Source organism: Janthinobacterium tructae, from assembly GCF_006517255.1.
Lineage (GTDB): Bacteria > Pseudomonadota > Gammaproteobacteria > Burkholderiales > Burkholderiaceae_D > Janthinobacterium > Janthinobacterium tructae.
The window spans coordinates 373,311-386,256 of sequence record NZ_CP041185.1; the positions used below are offsets into that span (position 1 = coordinate 373,311).

Sequence of the window (12,946 nt, forward strand, 5' to 3'; positions counted from 1 at the left end):
CTCCTTGAATATTTCGTCGCGTTGAGCCCGGTACGCTTAGGTAGCGAGCAGGCGGTTGCCCGATTCCGTCATGGAATCGCTGGCCTTGAATACTTTCATTTGCATCTCGAAACTGCGGTTCAGGCTCATGGTGGCGACCATTTCCTCGACGGCCGAGACGTTGCTGCCTTCCAGGTGGCGGTCGCGCAGGCGCACCGTCGGATCGGCTTGCAGGTCTTCGCCGCTGCGCGCCACGATCAGGCCAGCCTCGTTCTTGGTCAGCTCGCCCGCTTCGGCATTGACCAGCTTGAGCTTGTCGACGGTCTGCATCTGCGCGGTACCCGGCACCTGAATGGAGATCGTGCCATCGGCGCCGATCGACAGGCTGGTGTGCTCGGGAATCGTGATGGGACCGCCTTCGCCCAGCACGGGCCGGCCGTTCAGGGTCAGCGCGCCCGTTTCATCGAGGTCCATGGCGCCGGCGCGCGTGTAGGCTTCGCCGTTTTGCCACTGTACCGCGAGAAAACCGTTGCCCGTGACGGCCACGTCGAGATCGCGTCCCGTTTCCTTGATGGCGCCCGTGCGCGTGCCGACGGCGCTCGACTGTGTCTGCGTCATGTGGCGGTCGTCGTAGCCATAGCCGTTTTGCAGCGGCTGTGCAGTGGACACTTCCAGGTTGGCGCGAAAGCCGCCCGTCTCGATATTGGCCAGGTTGTTGGCGTGTACCTGCTGTGCCCGCAGGGCACGGTCGGCCCCGCTCATGGCGGTATAAATCAGCGCATCCATTGCTCTTTACCTTTGCGTATCGTGGATTACAGCGCTTGCATCAGCGATTGCAGCATGGCGTTCTCGGTCGAGATGACCTTCGAGTTCGCCTGGTAATTGCGCTGCGACGTCATCAGACCCACCAGTTCGGAGGTGATGTCGACGTTCGACTGTTCCAGCGAGCTCGTCACCAGTTTGCCGGCCATGCCGACGCCCGGACGGTCATACATGGCGGTGCCGGACGTGGTCGAGGCAACCCAGCTGGTATCGTTGACGGCCGTCAAGGCGCCTTCGTCGGGGAAGGTGGCCAGGGCGATCACGCCGATGCTTTGCTTCTGGCCGTTCGTGTATTTCGCCACGACGGAGCCGTCAGTGGCCAGTTCCACGCCCGTGTAGGTGCCCGAGGCATAGCCGTCGGCGCGGTCGGTCGAGGTGGTCGATTCGCCGGCGAACTGGGTCGTGCCCGCGTAGTCGATGGCGACCGACATCGGTGCCGCGCCAGGCGGCGTCGGCAGCACCGGCGTGGCTGACGTGCCCGTCACCAGCTTGCCGGAGGTGTCGAAGGTCATCTTCGTCACCGGCGTTACATCGGCGTTATCGAAGGTGTAATGCACGTCCACGCCCGCCGCCGTCTTGACGAAGTACTGGCCCAGCGAGTGCTTGGCGCCCAGCGAATCGTAGAGGATCGAGGACTTGCCGCTGTTGTAGCTCAGTTCGTTGGTCTTGTCGAAGGCCACGGCCTTGATAGGCCATTCGGACGACATGTTGGCGGCATACGCCAGCTTGGTCGACGCCACGGCGGGAATCTGGCCCGTTGGAATCAGCATGTCGCCCATGGTGCCCAGGGCGGTGCTGTCCTTGACGGCGGCATAGCCCTGCACCAGGCGGCCGTTCGCATCGATCAGCTTGCCTTCATTGCTGGCCGAAAAGATGCCGACGCGGCTGTAGCTCATGGTGTTTTGCGCGTCGCGCGAGACGAAGTAGCCGCGGCCGTCAATGGCCGCGTCGAGCGCGCGGCCCGTGTTCAGCACGCCGCCGTTGAGCGACATGCTTTGCGTCAGCGAGCCGATTTCCGTGCCCGTGGCGCGCGAACCGGCGTACATGGCCGAAAAGTTGGCGCGGCTGCTCTTGAAGCCGTAGGTGCCGGCGTTGGCGATATTGTTACTGGTGCTGTTCAACTGTTGGTTGATGGACTGGATGCCGGACAGGGCGATGTCGAAACTCATGTTGACTTCCTTTAGTGAAGGACGAGATTAGTGTTCAGGAAACGAAGAGGCGAGCGGATCAGGCCGTCTTACCGTTAAAGCCGGTGATCGCGCCCGGGTTGACTTCGCCCAGGTTCGACACGCTCAGAATCATGCTGCCGCCGGACGACAGGCGCACGCTGTTGAGCTTGCCTGCGATGTCGACCGATGGCTTTTCGGTGCCGTTGGTGGTGACTGCCATGGTATAGGTGCCGGCAGGCAAGCCCAGCGCGACGGGGTCGATGGTGAAGGGAACGGTACCGGCCGACTTGGCGCCCAGTTCGATCTTGTATTCCTTGTCGTCAAGGCCTGTCAGGGTCACGGTGGTCTTGGTGGTGCCAGCGGCCAGCGCGATGCTGCCGCTGACTTTGCTTTTGTCGAGCTGCACCGTTTCGCTGTTGACCATCACTTCGGAACCCACTTGCGCGCCCAGGGCCAGCACTTGCATCGATTGCAGCACGCTGGCATTGGCGCTGGTCAGCGAGGACAGGTTCTGCATCGCTTCCGTTTGCGCCTGCTGCGTCAATTGATTGACGAACTGGCTCGGATCGGTGGGCGCGAGCGGATCCTGGTTCTTGATCTGCGCGACCAGCAATTTGGTGAACATATCCTGGGTGGCACTGCCTTGCGACTTGACGGCATTGCTGCCGTTGTTGCTGGCGCCACTGTTGTTGTTTGTAAAGAGATTGGTTTCCATGGATTATGCTTCACCTAATTTGAGGAGCGATTGCTGCATCGACTTGATGCGGCCCAGAACTTCGACATTGGTTTCAAACGCGCGCGAAGCCGACATCATGTCGGTCATCTCGGCGACCTGATTGACGTTGGGGTAGAACACCATGCCATCGGCATTGGCCATCGGGTGGCCCGGTTCATATACCTTGCGCAGCGGCTCATCGCTTTCCACCACGTCGAGCACTTGAACGCGTCCGCCGGCGCCGCTGGCACCGGAACCATCCATCACGGCGGCAAACACGGGCTTGCGTGCGCGGTAGGTTTCGCCTTCGGAACCGGCAACGGAATCGGCATTGGCCAGATTGCTGGCGATGGTATTGAGGCGCACGGTCTGCGCCGCCATCGCCGAACCGGCGATCTTGGAAATATCCTGGAAGCTCATGCTGATCCTTATTGTCCGGAAATGGCCTTGGACAGACCCTTCAGTTTCATGTTGACGAAAGTCAGGCTGGTCTGGAAGTCGGTGGCATTTTGCGAGAACGCCGCCTGCTCGACGCCGATTTCGACGGTATTGCCGTCGCGGCTCGGGTGGTAGGGCACGCGGTACAGGGCGCTGGCATCGTCATCGGTCGACAGCAGGCCAGCTTCGTTATCCTGCAACTGCTGCAGGGCGCTGCCGAAATCCATGTCCATGGCCTGGAAGCCGGGCGTATTTTCATTGGCAATATTGGCCGCCAGCACGCGGGTACGGTCGGCGCGTAGCGCGAGTGCATCGGCATGCACGCCCAGCGCATCCTTGAAATTAATCCCCATGGTCTTCCTTTGTATTGAATTCGATCGTGCTTTTTGCGGTTCGGGCTAGAAAATAGGTGGTGCAGAGGTAAAATCCCAGCCTGGTCATGTTGACGCATGGTAAGGTCATGCCGCTTCAGTATCTTTGATTAAGGTTAGCAATGATTCATTTCAACAGCACTACGATGATCCGAAACAAGGTGCCACGTCCTCATATACTGCTTCCTGGCCTATTTTTACTGACCAGCCTATATAGTAGTGCAGGTCGCGCAGAATTGCCAGCCGACAATATATTTTCGCGTGTGGAACAGCTGGCGCGAGAGCAATTGGCGCAGCAGGCAGCCACGGCAGGATTGCTGGAACCGCAGTTCCAGGTGGCCGTGGTGAAAAGCACGCGCCCCGTGCCCGCTTGCGCGGCGCCTGTCACGCTGGAGACGGCGGACAGCCGTTCGGCGCAGCGCATGCGCTTTGTGGCAGTGTGTCCTGGAAGCAACGGTTGGCGTTATGAAATGTTGGCGCGCGGTAGCATCACGGCCCAGGTGGCCGTCACCAGCGCACCCGTCACGGCCAACACGCCGTTGCAGGCGGGCGACATGGCGCTGGCGCGGCGCGACGTGACGATGGTGCCGGACAGTATTTCCTCCTTGCCCGGCGCCATCGGCCTGTCGAGCCGGCGCAGCTTGCGTGCCGGCGAAGTGCTGCGCCAGGGGCAGCTGGCCGCACCCATGCTGATCAAGCGGGGCAGTGCGGTGAATATCGTGGCGCGCAAGGAGCAGGTGGAAGTGAGCATGGCCGGCGAGGCGCTGGATCCGGGCGCGCTGGGCGAGGTGATCCGCGTGCGCAACGCCACCAGCGGCACGGTGATACGTGCCAGGGTGGTCGATGCGGGCGTGGTGGAACCGGCCGATATTGCCGGCCGTTAAGGAGGTCAGTCTGCGGCGGCCGTGCGCTGCAAGCGCGTCGCCAGCTGGGTCAGCTTGGTGGCGTAGTCGGGGTCGGTGGCATAGCCGCCGCGTGCCAGGCCTTGTGCAAAGGCGCCCGCGTTGGCGCCCGTGTTCAGGGCGGCGCGGTAGCGTGGATTGTCGAGCAACACTTGCGCATAGTCGCGGAAGGCGCTGGCCTGGTCCGGATAGCTGCGGAAACGCTCGGTTTTCTTCAGCGCCGTGCCGCTGCCGGCCGCGTATTCGGTGGTGACATTGCTGGCCACGTCACCCTGCCATTTGCCGCCGGCCTTGATGCCGAACAGATTATTCGTGTCCGCGCCCGTGCTCTGGCGCAACGGACGCTGGCCCCAGCCCGATTCCAGCGCGGCGTGGGCGGCGACAATTTCCGGCGCCACGCCCAGGCGCGCACCCGTTTCTTCCGTCCACGGCTTGATCGAGGCGAGGAACTGCTGCTGCACTTCGCCGATCTCGCCGCCCTGGTTGATGTTGCCCAGCACATTCACGGGCTGGCTCTGCTCCAGGTAGGCGCGTCCTTGCGGGCTCAGGCTGGTGGCGTTGCCGCCGCCCTGTTCGATGAAGCGGGCCACTTCACCCTGCACTTGCCGGAACACGCTGCTGAAGTTGCCGCCGGCGCCGGTGGCGTCGGTGGCGCGCATATTGCTCTGCACGGCGGATGTGGCCGCCGTCGATGGCGTCGCCGCCATGGCGCGGGGTGTGGTGAAATCAGCCTGGCGCATACGTATCTTCCTCGCCATGCAGCACGCGCTGCATGATGCTGTACTGCTCTGTTAATAAATCGCTGTTGCGGGCATTCAGGCGCTTGCATTCCAGCACCATCTGCTCCAGCGCGACCCAGTCGGCCTCGGCCTTGCTGCGCGCGTCTTCTTGCAACAACGCAAACAATTGCGGCATATCGCCTTGCGGGCCCAGCAGGGCAGTGACCAGGCTCACGCGCTGGCGGCGGCGCGCATCGAGGGGCTCGACGGCGGCGATGACCTGGTCGGCCAGTGCCGTCAGCCGGGTGCTCTGGTGCTGCAAGGTGGCCTGGAATTGCTCTTCCAGCAAGGTTTGCAAGGCGGCGTAGCCGACGCTGTCGTCCGTCATGCCTTGCAGCACGCGGCGCACGGCTTCCTGACGCGTGATGCCCTTGCGCGCTGCGGTCACGATTCACCGCCGTGGAAACGCTGGATCAGGCCTGCCAGTTTTGCTGGATCGAATGGCAATTCGCCCTTGGCCAGCGCATCGCGCAGCATGGCCACGCGCTCGTGGTCGATCTCGGGCATGGCGCGCAGGGCGGCCATGGCCGGTTGCAGCACGGCCGATTGCAGTTCCGCCCCGGCCGACGAGCCACCCATGGCGCCTGCGGCGCCCGCGTTCTCGGCGATCGCCTCGGCCGGCGCGATGGCGCTGCTGCGTACGGCAGCACCGGTATTGCCGGAGGAGATTTTCATACGTTGTCCCTTGCCCTTAATTTGCATGCTCATCGCGCTCCTTCTTTGCAGGCAGGCCCAGTTTGTCGCGCAGGCGCTGCAAGGTTCCCGAGTCCGGTTCACCCACTTGCAGCTCTTCGCCTTGCGCCTTTTGCCCGGCCATGCCGAACATGGCGGCGATGCTGTCGGCCTGGCCACGCGTCAATATTAACAGTTCGATGCGGCGGTTGATGCCGGCGCTGGCATTTTTCACGTCCAGCGGCGCGCGGTCGGCCATGCCCACCACTTGCAGCACGCTTTCCGGATTCATGCTGCCGATCAACAATTGCGCGCGCGCCGACATGGCGCGGTTGGCCGACAGGGTCCAGTTCGAATAGCCTTCATAACCGTTATTGGCGTATTGCAGCGAGTCGGTGTGGCCGACGATCAGCATCTGGTTGTCCATCTGCGCGAAGACAGGGCCCATCTGGCGCAGCAGCTTGCGGAAACGATCGGTCGGCACGGCGCTGCCACGCACGAACATGCCTTGCTTGTCCGTGTCGTGCAGCATGACGCGCAAACCGTACGGCGTGATCACCGATTGCAGATTGCTCTTCAATCCCGCTTCGTCGCTGAGCTTGTCGAGCGCGCGCGACAGCGACAGCAGGTCTTCCGGCGACTGGTAGCTGACCTTGGTCTGGTTTTGCGGCGCCGCGCCGTCCTTGCCGTCCTGCGTCTGCTTGCCTTCCGTGCGCGTGTCGCCCGATCCCTTGCGGGGCATGGGGAAACGCTCGATCAGGCTGCCGCGCGGACCGCCACTCTGTTCCGGCATGACGCCCTGGCCTTCGCCCTGGCGGCTGCTGGCCGACGCGTCCATCATGATTTCCTTCATCGCCTGCTGCTCGCGTGCGGCCATCAGCCACAGCACGAGGAAGAGCGACAGCAGGGCCAGGCAAAAGTCGGCGAACGCCACTTTCCAGGCGCCGCCATGGGCATCGTCGTCATGCTTGCGACCGGCACGCTTGATGATGGCCTGTTCATGTTTCTCATGCGGCTTTAGCACGGCGGCCTCCCCGGCCTTGGCCCTGCTCTTGTTCGGCGCCGCCACCTTCGAGCGCATTGATCCAGCTTTCCAGCTGGGCGAAGCTTGGCTTGATGTTCAGTTGCACCAGGCGGCGGCCAGCATCGATGGCCAGCAGGGGCGGCTTGCCCGCCACGTGCGTGACCAGCACCACTTTCACGCATTCCATGGTCGAGCCTTCCTCGCCCACCAGCTGTTTCATCATGTTGCACATCGGATCGAGCACGCCGTAGCAAAAGAAGATGCCGATGAAGGTACCGACCATGGCGGCGCCCACTTTTTCCGAAATTTCCGCCGCATCGGCGCCGTCGGCCACGGAATTCATGGCCATCACGATACCCAGAACGGCCGCCAGAATACCGAAACCGGGCATGGCTTCGGCGATCTTGTGCAGCGACTTCGACGGTTGCAGCAGTTCGTCGTGGATGGCTTCGAGTTCCTGTTCCAGCACGCCTTCGAGCTCATGCGCGTTGATCTTGCCCATCGCCATCAAGCGGAAGTTGTCGACGATGAAGGCCAGCAGCTTCGGCTCTTCCAGCACCAGCGGATAGCGCTGGAACAGGGCGCTTTCGCGCGGCGCCTCGACGTGCGCGTCGAGCGCCTTCAGGCCGCCGGCGGCCGTTTGCAGCAGTTCATACATCAGCAGCAGCAACTGGCGCTGGAATTCCGAGCCTTGCTTCTTGTGCGTGACGATCTTGCGCATCTGGTGCAGCATTTCCCCGAGTACATGCTTCGGGTTGCCCAGCACCAGGGCGCCGACGGCGGCGCCGATGATGATGATCAACTCGACCGGTTGCCAGATCGCGTGGACGGTGCCGCCCATCAGGGCGAAGCCTCCGAATACACACCCCATCACGATTAAGATACCGATAATTACCATGTCAACTGCCTTTCTGCGTCATTGTGCTACATCAATTTGATGGGTCTTGCTGAAACTACTGCTTCACTTTTATGTATCTTGCAGCATGGCTTTCATCTTGCCCAGTGCCGTCTTGTTCAGCTGGCAGACGCGGGCGTCGCTCAGGTCCAGCACGGCGGCAATTTCTTTATAGCTCAGTTCGAATTCGTAGTACATCTGGATCACGCGCTGCTCGCGCTCGTCGAGCGTACGCAGCGCCTGTTCCAGGCTGCGCCGCACCATCAATTGCTCTTCCGGACTCGGTGCGCTGTCGGCCTGTCCCAGGCTTTCCTGCAGCACTTCGTCGAAACTGACGATCAACTCGGCGTTTTCCGCCAGCTGGTATTCCTGGAAGGCTTCCGGCGTCAGCTTCAGGGCGGCCATGATTTCCGCTTCCAGCGGTTCGCGCCCCAGGCGCCGGGTCAGGGCGCGCACGCTGTCGCGCAAGCGATGGCTTTCCTGGCGCACGGCGCGCGGGCGCCAGTCCTGGCGCCGCAGCTCATCGAGGATGGCGCCGCGAATGCGCAGGCTCGCATAGCTGCCGAAAGACTGGTCCGGCACGCCGTAGCGGCGCAGCGCCTCCAGCAAACCCATCAGGCCGATCTGCTCCATGTCGTCACGGTCGATGGCGCCCGACACCTGCGAATTGAGCTGGCGCACGATGCGTTTCACCAAAGGGGCGTACGCCACCAGATGTTGTTGCTCTTCAGCAACGCTGAGCACGGCCGCGCAAGCGCTGGCGGCGGCGTATTCGCCGGCGCCATACGCTTCCTGGTATTGCTCTGCATAGGCCACGGGGTCTCCCACTAGGTCGGCTGGCGTGTTGGCTTATTCAATGATCAGCTTGCCGACCATGACTTCAGTGTAGGGTTTTTCCATCTGTTCGCGTTCATAGCTGACATTGAAGGCCTTGTTGATCTGTTCGGCAAATTGCTCCACCGTCATGGACTGTGCCTTGTCCACCGGAAAGCTCGACAAGGTACTCACGGCGATCGAGCGCATCAGTGGCAAATGGTCCTTGGTCAGCTTTTCCTTTTCCTCGGTGGTGGCGATCACCAGATCGGCCGACAGATAATGCGTATCGCTGTCGCCGGGGCCGCGGCGCAGCATCACGATGACCTTGTCCAGGGTGATGAACTTGCGCGCCTTCTTGCCCGTGGCGGGCGGTGGGGGGGCTTTGGCTTCGGCAGCCTCGGCATGGCCGGCGACCGGCTTGGACAGGTACCACATGGCGCCACCGGCCGCGCCGGCAGCCAGCACGGCCACGGCGATGAAGCCGGCTATCAGTTTCATTTTCGTATTCATCAGGCAGTATCTCGCTCATGCATGGCGTAAGTGGTAGCGGCAGTGCTGCCGTCGGACAGGGCGCGCCCCGGCTCGGCGTCGTCGTTCTGGCGGCCGGGCTGACGCTGGCCACGTGCATCGCCTTCGGCAAACGCCTGTGCGGCAGGGCTGCGCGGGGTGGCGCTGATATTCACGGCCACGTCGGTGTACTGGCGCTGTGCCAGGTCGCTGCGCATGTTTTCGCCGATGCCTTGCAACTGGCGCAACACTTCCGAGTTCGACGCCGTGACGTTCACCTGCAGCGCGCCGGCCGTGTGGCGGATGGAAATTTCAATGCGGCCCAGCATGGGCGGATCGAGGCGGATCGTCGCGTGTTCGCTGTTGCGGCCGATCTGTGTCTGCAGGCGTTCGCCCAGCGCTTCGCGCAACGGTTCCTGCCATTGCTGGGCAGGGCCGTTGAGTTTGATTGTCTCGGCGCCCGGCGTTGCAGCGGGGCCATTGTTCACGCCGCCTGCCGGGCCCGGGCTGACGGGCGTGGCAGCACCGCGCTCGCCATCGCGCGTGGCGGCGGGCGCCGCTGCCGCGGGCGTGGCCGTCATGGCCGGCGCCGCATCGAAGCCGGCGGCTGGCAGCGCGGTTTTGCTGCCGGCCGCAGAGGCTGGTGTTGGCTGGGCTGCCGCCACCGGTTCGCCCAGATCGCGTGCAGGCGCCATCCTGGCGGTCTGCACATTGAAAGCCAGGCCATCGGGATGCAGGCGGCTGTTCAGGTCCAGGGTCTGCTGTGCATTGCCTTGTTGCGTAGCCGCTACGCCATCGTTTCCCTTGGCGGCGGCTGCTGCTGCGGCGTCGGCTTGAGGCGCGATGGGGAGCATGGGCGCCATCAGCGGTGGCGTCATGGCGGGCAGGCCCGCGTCCTGCGTCGTCGCAGCCTGAGTGATGTCGGCAGCTACGTCGGTGGCGGGGGCGCCATCGTCCGTCAGGTCCGCGGCCAGGTCTTGCGCCAGGGCGGCATCGCTGGCGACCGTTCTTTGCGCTGGCGCGGGCAGGGAGAACAGGAGGTTGCGCGCGGTGCCAGTCTCGGGCGCGCCCTTGCTCACGGACGCGTTAACGCCCGCATCGGCGCTCCTCGATGGCGTGGTCGCGCTGCTCGTTGTTGTGTTGAAGCTCATTTTCATGCTGGATTCTCATCTTGATACATGGCATTTTCAATCGCATACGCGACCCAGCCTTCTTGTTTCGAATGGATTTCGCCCAACTGCATGCCCAGCCGATGTTTTTCGTCGGAACATGCCTGGTATGCCTGCGCATGCGCCTTGCGCAAGGCGAGCAGGGCGGTTTTTTCACGTTCGCTCAATATGCCCAGGCTGGCAAGGTGCTGTGCCAGTTTTCTGTCGAGTAATTCCAGCGCGTCCCAGTTCTGGCTGGCGCTCGCCGCCAGCACTTCGCGCGTCAGCTGGAGCGACAAGGGAGTGCTATCCATTCTTGGCCTGGACGCCGAGCCAGCCTTGTTTGATCGTCGTCAACAGCGTGGTCACCTCGTCGATCAGGGCAGGATCGAGCGTGATGCCGGCCGAATACAGGCGGCCGGTGCAGTACTCGTACAGACGGCCCAGATTGGCGACGACTTCGCCGCCATTCTCGAAATCGAGCGAGCTCGACAGTCCGTTGATGATTTCCGTACACTTGTTCAGGCTGATGGCCTTTTGTTCATAGCGCTTGCCGACGATATGTCCGCGCGCGCGCGCCAGTTCTTCCAGCAAGCCGTCGGTGAGCAGCAAGACCAGTTCGACCGGGGTGGCGCGCGACGTCTGCGCATCCAGGTTGACGGCGTGGTAATTACTGTATGCATCGTGATTCATTATTTTTTCTCACTGTAAAAGCTTGGTGCGGCTGGAAGGCCGGCGCCGCCGTCATGCAGACGGCGCCGGCCTCTATTTAGTCTTGTCACTGCTGAACAGGGCATCGAACATATCGGTCGTTTGCGCCATGCGTGCCTGCAAGGATTGCAGTTGGGTGAACTGTGCCTTGTAGCGGTTGTACATCGCCGTGTAGTCGGCCTCGAACTTGGTCTGGCGTTCACCCAGCGATTTTTGCAGCTTGGCCACCGATGTCTCGCGCTGCGACAGCTGGCCATTGGTCGAGGTCCAGGTTTCGATGAATTTATCGAGCTTGCCGGCGATGCCGCTAGGCGCGCTGGCGGAATTGTTGCCGATTGCCTTGTCCAGGCCGCCCGGATTCGTCTTCAGCGCCGCCGTCAGCTTGGTGGCATCGAGGGCCAGCGTGCCGTTGCGCTGAGCGGTGATGCCGAAATTGGCGAGGGCGCCCGTCGCCGTTTCGCGCAAGGTGCGCACCAGCTGGTCACGCAGCACGCGCACGCCGCTGTCGGACGAAAAGACGCCGGCAGCCTTGGCCGATGCCGGATCGCCCGGGTCGGTCAAGCCGTCCAGCACGGCCTTGAGCTTGTTGTAGGCAGTAACAAAGCTTTGCGCATTGGTCGTCGTGGCGGACGAATCGAGCGCCACGGTCAGGGTCATCGGCGCGTCGCCGCTCGCCTGCGCCTTGGTGAAGGTCATCTTCACGCCATCGATGTTGCTGAAGGTATTTGACGATTGCTTGACGCGGTTGCTGGTGTCGAGCGGATCGGCAGGCTTGCCACCGACCCAGATGACGGCATCCTGGGCAGCGACCAGCTGCTTGGGCGCGACATCGAGCGCATCTTTCAGCGCGCCCGGGTCCATCGCGCTCGTATCGAGCGACAGCGCGCCTTCCTCGCCGCTGACATTCGACGTCAGCACCAGCTGGGCGATACCGCCGATGGTGATGACGGACGCCGTCACGCGCGAGTTGTTCTTGGGTTCCGCATTGATGGCGGCGGCGATATCCTTGGCTGACAGGGTCGTGCTGTCGGCATCCGTATTGGCCTTGCTCAAGTCCACCGTGAAATCGGTATTGTTGGCCAGCTTGATTTTCAGCGTGCCTTTGTCGGCAGCCGGCATGGCCATGGTGCTCAGCCCGCCCAGCGAAACCTGGTTGTTTGTGGCAACCTTTTCCACGAATAGCGAATACGTGCCGGCGGCAGCCGATTCCGACGCCGTGGCGCTGCCCAGCGCCGTATTGCTGAAGGTGGCACCTTGCACCAGCATGGTCTTGCCACTCGTCAGGCCCAGCAAGCTGGAGCTGAAGGCGGTCAGGGCCATCTTCAGGTTCACCAAGCCACCCGAAGTGGCCGTGGCGGCCTTGGTCTGGGCCGTGATGCGCGCCTGCAGATCGGCCGTGTATTTGTCGGTCAATGCCTGGGCCGACGCCGTCGGGTCGTAGGTATTCGAAGCGGAAGTGGAAAAGGCCATGTCAAACTCCTAAAATTAGCATGCAGGATATACCCAATGACAAGGCGACCAAATATTCACTTTTCTGAAATTATTTCTGTAAAACATTATTTTACCTGCCCGCGGAACCAGAACTGCGTCGCCAGCTCATCTTGCCGCTTGGCATCGACACGTTGTTGCTCATTCGCAACATGTTTTTGTTTTTGCGTCAACACCTGGTCCAGCACCTCGCGTTTTGCCCAGGCCGTATTCAGGGCGCGCTGCGAGACGGCCATGTTGGCCTCGTGCAGGTGCAAATCGGTACGGTGCTGGTCGGCCATCTGCATGACCGCTTGCTTGAAGTTGCCGCAATTGACCGACAGGGCCAGGGGCAGGGCGCCGCTGGGGCCGCTATCCGTGTACAGACCCGTCAGGCGCTCCAGGTTTTTCTGGTAGCGTTCGCGCACGGCCGTCTGCGCCGCCATTTCGCCTTGCAGGCGTTCCACTTCCGTGCTGCGCAGGCCGACCAGGGTGGTCAGGTTGCGGATGGTATGCGCGTCGCTCACATAT

At 62.5% G+C, this 12,946-nt stretch carries 18 protein-coding genes; 1 reads left to right on the plus strand and 17 read right to left on the minus strand.

The genetic code is table 11. The annotated features are described in order from the left end of the window. Positions 1-36: 36 nt before the first annotated feature. Genes flgF through flgB form a run of 5 tightly spaced genes read right to left on the minus strand, consistent with a single transcriptional unit; the run spans position 37 to position 3,476 of the window. A complete protein-coding gene (gene flgF / locus FJQ89_RS01660) occupies positions 37-765 on the minus strand; it encodes a flagellar basal-body rod protein FlgF (RefSeq protein ID WP_141168776.1) in 729 nt (242 codons plus the stop codon). Positions 766-791: 26 nt separating this feature from the next. Then, positions 792-1,970 (minus strand): flagellar hook protein FlgE, encoded by a 1,179-nt coding sequence (locus FJQ89_RS01665; protein ID WP_141168777.1) that lies wholly within the window; start codon positions 1,968-1,970, stop codon positions 792-794. 58 nt (positions 1,971-2,028) lie between these two features. Then, complete coding sequence (locus FJQ89_RS01670; protein WP_141168778.1) at positions 2,029-2,685, minus strand: flagellar hook capping FlgD N-terminal domain-containing protein; 657 nt, start codon at positions 2,683-2,685, stop codon at positions 2,029-2,031. Positions 2,686-2,688: 3 nt separating this feature from the next. After that, entirely contained in the window at positions 2,689-3,105 is a 417-nt protein-coding gene (flgC, locus tag FJQ89_RS01675) for a flagellar basal body rod protein FlgC (RefSeq protein WP_071077840.1), read from the minus strand. 8 nt (positions 3,106-3,113) lie between these two features. Continuing rightward, positions 3,114-3,476: a flagellar basal body rod protein FlgB gene (flgB, locus tag FJQ89_RS01680; protein ID WP_034758109.1), complete on the minus strand. Its 363-nt coding sequence runs from the start codon at positions 3,474-3,476 to the stop codon at positions 3,114-3,116. Positions 3,477-3,730: 254 nt separating this feature from the next. Between flgB and flgA the strand changes: the two genes are divergently transcribed. Further along, entirely contained in the window at positions 3,731-4,378 is a 648-nt protein-coding gene (flgA, locus tag FJQ89_RS01685; RefSeq protein WP_141168779.1) for a flagellar basal body P-ring formation chaperone FlgA, read from the plus strand. A gap of 5 nt (positions 4,379-4,383) precedes the next feature. Here the strand turns inward: flgA and FJQ89_RS01690 are convergent, their stop codons facing one another. The 12 genes from FJQ89_RS01690 to FJQ89_RS01745 all read right to left on the minus strand — a co-directional run bounded on the left by FJQ89_RS01690 (position 4,384) and on the right by FJQ89_RS01745 (position 12,942). Further along, a complete protein-coding gene (locus tag FJQ89_RS01690) occupies positions 4,384-5,136 on the minus strand; it encodes a glycoside hydrolase family 73 protein (protein ID WP_141168780.1) in 753 nt (250 codons plus the stop codon). Beyond that, positions 5,123-5,563 carry a flagellar export chaperone FlgN gene (gene flgN, locus FJQ89_RS01695; protein WP_141168781.1) on the minus strand — a complete coding sequence of 147 codons (441 nt, stop codon included), beginning with the start codon at positions 5,561-5,563 and terminating at the stop codon, positions 5,123-5,125. The genes FJQ89_RS01690 and flgN overlap by 14 nt, the downstream gene beginning before the upstream one ends. Next, positions 5,560-5,850: a flagellar biosynthesis anti-sigma factor FlgM gene (gene flgM / locus FJQ89_RS01700; RefSeq protein ID WP_071077837.1), complete on the minus strand. Its 291-nt coding sequence runs from the start codon at positions 5,848-5,850 to the stop codon at positions 5,560-5,562. The genes flgN and flgM overlap by 4 nt, the downstream gene beginning before the upstream one ends. A 16-nt stretch (positions 5,851-5,866) precedes the next feature. Further along, positions 5,867-6,871, minus strand: a complete 1,005-nt coding sequence (locus tag FJQ89_RS01705; RefSeq protein ID WP_243136354.1) for a flagellar motor protein MotB — start codon at positions 6,869-6,871, stop codon at positions 5,867-5,869. Further along, the gene (gene motA / locus FJQ89_RS01710; protein ID WP_279239619.1) at positions 6,855-7,712 is read right to left on the minus strand and encodes a flagellar motor stator protein MotA; all 858 of its coding nucleotides are present in this window, start codon (positions 7,710-7,712) and stop codon (positions 6,855-6,857) included. The genes FJQ89_RS01705 and motA overlap by 17 nt, the downstream gene beginning before the upstream one ends. A 126-nt stretch (positions 7,713-7,838) precedes the next feature. Next, positions 7,839-8,582 (minus strand): FliA/WhiG family RNA polymerase sigma factor, encoded by a 744-nt coding sequence (locus FJQ89_RS01715; RefSeq protein WP_141168783.1) that lies wholly within the window; start codon positions 8,580-8,582, stop codon positions 7,839-7,841. 33 nt (positions 8,583-8,615) lie between these two features. Then, positions 8,616-9,080 (minus strand): flagellar basal body-associated FliL family protein, encoded by a 465-nt coding sequence (locus FJQ89_RS01720; protein ID WP_243136355.1) that lies wholly within the window; start codon positions 9,078-9,080, stop codon positions 8,616-8,618. Positions 9,081-9,091: 11 nt separating this feature from the next. Then, a complete protein-coding gene (locus FJQ89_RS01725) occupies positions 9,092-10,246 on the minus strand; it encodes a flagellar hook-length control protein FliK (RefSeq protein WP_141168785.1) in 1,155 nt (384 codons plus the stop codon). Further along, positions 10,243-10,551 carry a hypothetical protein gene (locus FJQ89_RS01730; protein ID WP_141168786.1) on the minus strand — a complete coding sequence of 103 codons (309 nt, stop codon included), beginning with the start codon at positions 10,549-10,551 and terminating at the stop codon, positions 10,243-10,245. The genes FJQ89_RS01725 and FJQ89_RS01730 overlap by 4 nt, the downstream gene beginning before the upstream one ends. Then, positions 10,544-10,930, minus strand: a complete 387-nt coding sequence (gene fliS, locus FJQ89_RS01735) for a flagellar export chaperone FliS (RefSeq protein ID WP_373629684.1) — start codon at positions 10,928-10,930, stop codon at positions 10,544-10,546. The genes FJQ89_RS01730 and fliS overlap by 8 nt, the downstream gene beginning before the upstream one ends. Positions 10,931-11,002: 72 nt before the next feature. Then, positions 11,003-12,418 carry a flagellar filament capping protein FliD gene (gene fliD, locus FJQ89_RS01740; RefSeq protein WP_141168787.1) on the minus strand — a complete coding sequence of 472 codons (1,416 nt, stop codon included), beginning with the start codon at positions 12,416-12,418 and terminating at the stop codon, positions 11,003-11,005. 86 nt (positions 12,419-12,504) lie between these two features. Then, positions 12,505-12,942, minus strand: a complete 438-nt coding sequence (locus FJQ89_RS01745; RefSeq protein ID WP_070289072.1) for a flagellar export protein FliJ — start codon at positions 12,940-12,942, stop codon at positions 12,505-12,507. Between the last annotated feature and the right edge of the window lie 4 nt (positions 12,943-12,946).

What these genes read in the sequence shown, in the direction of transcription:
- flgF (WP_141168776.1), bottom strand. Translation starts at nt 765, where the DNA reads ATGGATGCGCTGATTTATACCGCCATGAGCGGGGCCGACCGTGCCCTG.
- FJQ89_RS01665 (WP_141168777.1), bottom strand. Translation starts at nt 1,970, where the DNA reads ATGAGTTTCGACATCGCCCTGTCCGGCATCCAGTCCATCAACCAACAG.
- FJQ89_RS01670 (WP_141168778.1), bottom strand. Translation starts at nt 2,685, where the DNA reads ATGGAAACCAATCTCTTTACAAACAACAACAGTGGCGCCAGCAACAAC.
- flgC (WP_071077840.1), bottom strand. Translation starts at nt 3,105, where the DNA reads ATGAGCTTCCAGGATATTTCCAAGATCGCCGGTTCGGCGATGGCGGCG.
- flgB (WP_034758109.1), bottom strand. Translation starts at nt 3,476, where the DNA reads ATGGGGATTAATTTCAAGGATGCGCTGGGCGTGCATGCCGATGCACTC.
- FJQ89_RS01690 (WP_141168780.1), bottom strand. Translation starts at nt 5,136, where the DNA reads ATGCGCCAGGCTGATTTCACCACACCCCGCGCCATGGCGGCGACGCCA.
- flgM (WP_071077837.1), bottom strand. Translation starts at nt 5,850, where the DNA reads ATGAAAATCTCCTCCGGCAATACCGGTGCTGCCGTACGCAGCAGCGCC.
- motA (WP_279239619.1), bottom strand. Translation starts at nt 7,712, where the DNA reads ATGGGCGGCACCGTCCACGCGATCTGGCAACCGGTCGAGTTGATCATC.
- FJQ89_RS01720 (WP_243136355.1), bottom strand. Translation starts at nt 9,080, where the DNA reads ATGAAACTGATAGCCGGCTTCATCGCCGTGGCCGTGCTGGCTGCCGGC.
- FJQ89_RS01725 (WP_141168785.1), bottom strand. Translation starts at nt 10,246, where the DNA reads ATGAAAATGAGCTTCAACACAACAACGAGCAGCGCGACCACGCCATCG.
- FJQ89_RS01730 (WP_141168786.1), bottom strand. Translation starts at nt 10,551, where the DNA reads ATGGATAGCACTCCCTTGTCGCTCCAGCTGACGCGCGAAGTGCTGGCG.
- fliS (WP_373629684.1), bottom strand. Translation starts at nt 10,930, where the DNA reads ATGAATCACGATGCATACAGTAATTACCACGCCGTCAACCTGGATGCG.
- fliD (WP_141168787.1), bottom strand. Translation starts at nt 12,418, where the DNA reads ATGGCCTTTTCCACTTCCGCTTCGAATACCTACGACCCGACGGCGTCG.